Source organism: Variovorax sp. P4_D9, from assembly GCF_056401695.1.
The window spans coordinates 1-1,350 of record NZ_JBFUIU010001448.1 but is presented as its reverse complement, the minus strand read 5'-3'; the positions used below and the strand labels follow the sequence as shown (position 1 = coordinate 1,350).

The 1,350-nt window shown below is 61.0% G+C and carries 1 protein-coding gene and 2 pseudogenes; 2 read left to right on the top strand and 1 reads right to left on the bottom strand.

All coding sequences use genetic code 11. The features are described from left to right. Window positions 1-83 precede the first annotated feature (83 nt). Together AC1DY5_RS55875 and AC1DY5_RS55870 are read left to right on the top strand one after the other, a co-directional pair. A pseudogene (locus AC1DY5_RS55875) lies at window positions 84-316 on the top strand (transposase); the annotation flags it as partial. Between the two features lie 549 nt (window positions 317-865). Further along, a pseudogene (locus AC1DY5_RS55870) lies at window positions 866-1,092 on the top strand (integrase core domain-containing protein); the annotation flags it as partial. Between the two features lie 45 nt (window positions 1,093-1,137). Here the strand turns inward: AC1DY5_RS55870 and AC1DY5_RS55865 are convergent. Continuing rightward, window positions 1,138-1,350: NnrS family protein (locus AC1DY5_RS55865; RefSeq protein ID WP_478122743.1), on the bottom strand; the 213-nt coding region annotated here is incomplete at its 5' end.

Below are 1,350 nucleotides of genomic sequence, written 5' to 3'. Positions count from 1 at the left end.
TGGTGAGGTAGACGCTTGCTTGACCTTGCCCCCGAAAAACGTATCCCTTGCTGAGAGTTTCAATGCAAGCAAGGAGAGTCGAAATGACGAAGACGGCAAGRGCGCGCTACACGCTGGAGTTCAAGCAGGAGGCGGTGCGGCTGGTCGAGGGCGGCCAGAGCATCGCGGCGGCGGCGCGCACATTGGGCGTGGTTGAGCAACATTGTTCAATTGGGTCAAGGCGCAGCGCCAAGGCAAGCTCATAGGTGCTGAAGGCAAGGCCGTAAACGCCGAGCAAATGGAGATCAGCCGGCTTCGCGCCGAGCTGGCACGCGTGTAGATGGAGCGCGACATATTGGAAAACCGCCCACGCGGCTCGCCGCGGCCCCTCTGGATAGAAAAACGCAACGGTCCTAGACTGCGAGCGCGTCGGACAGAGGCCGCTCGCTTTTTGGAGGCGTTCGCCCCCGTCGGAAAACATGACCCAGGGGAAGCTGCGGACCCAGCTGTGGTGGCACCTTGCGTGACCCGTTTAGGAAATTGATCTGATCCGAGTCCCCGTCCGGCATCTTCGTCTTGCTTGTTGGCATACATGTTCCTTGTCGTCATGCTATGCCTCGAACACAAAATTTATGACAGGCTCCGGGAACCCGCATGGATGCTGGGATTCCAGGCAAAGCGCACCGATTTGCGCGAAAAGTACTACCCCTTGATTCGATGCGGGGCCGCTCCGATGCAAAGGTTACGCCGGCAGGCGCGATTTCAAATGGTCGATGAGAGGCTTGAAGGCGTCGGTGTATGAGGCGCTGACGCAACTCTTCACGCTTGCCCCCTGCCTAGCGGCGCAAGGCCCGGAATGGGCGGTCACGTTGCTCCGGAATACCAATTCAGAGGCTACCCATTGGCAGTGCGCACGGACAACGGCCCGGAGTTCACCAGTCGCACCTTCATGGGCTGGACACAGGCCCACGGCATCCGTCACATCCTGTCGGGCCGGGACCGCCCATGCAGAACGGCTACGTCGAGAGCTTCAACGGCAAGTTCAGGGACGAGTGCCTCAACGAACAGTGGTTCGAGACGCCGCAGCAAGCCAGATCGGCCATCACTCTCTGGCCCCCGCCCATGACCGCGATGATGAACAGCAGGACATCCAGGCGACTAGATGCCGATCCACGCCGGCGTCTGGATCACGCCGAGGGCCGAGAGATGGAAGGTGAATGCAGCGCCCGACAGCACCAGCAGCAATCCAATGAAGAAGTAGTTGCGACGGTTGCGTGCAGTCATGAGAGGGATGGCCAGCGCCACCGCGCACGCCAGCGGAAACGCCGCGTTGACGACGGCGGCCGTCCAGGCGATGGGCGTGAGAACGAG